Below are 361 nucleotides of genomic sequence, written 5' to 3'. Positions count from 1 at the left end.
TCCGCTTCGAGATGGCGCTGTCGGCGCGCGTGCTTCGCTATGCCCATGATGCCCAGAGCGGCCGCGTCGAACCCAATCGCATGACCGGCTACTATGATTTCCCGGCCAAGCCGCTGGACATGGAAGGCGTTCTGAAGACCCTGGCGCATACGCAGGAGGTGCGCACCTATCTGGAATCGCGACACCCGCAGAACCCGGAGTATCAGGCGCTGCGCGTCGAGCTGGAGGCGCTCGAAGCCAGCGAGGAAAACGAAATCGTCGTCGATCCGAAGCTGCGGCTGAAACCTGGCGAGAGTAGCCCGGAACTGCCTAAATTGTTGACGCTGATTTCCCGCAATCTCAACGATGAGATGGGCGGCAA

General features: G+C 60.9%; 1 pseudogene. It reads left to right on the top strand.

What is annotated here, in order from left to right:
* Positions 1–361, top strand: a pseudogene (locus EN807_RS33310) (hypothetical protein); the annotation flags it as partial.

Origin of the sequence: Mesorhizobium sp. M5C.F.Ca.ET.164.01.1.1 (genome assembly GCF_004792125.1) — a bacterium.
Classification (GTDB): Bacteria; Pseudomonadota; Alphaproteobacteria; order Rhizobiales; family Rhizobiaceae; genus Mesorhizobium; species Mesorhizobium wenxiniae.
The sequence above is the reverse complement of the archived record's forward strand: the minus strand, read 5'-3'. Positions and strand labels throughout refer to the sequence as shown.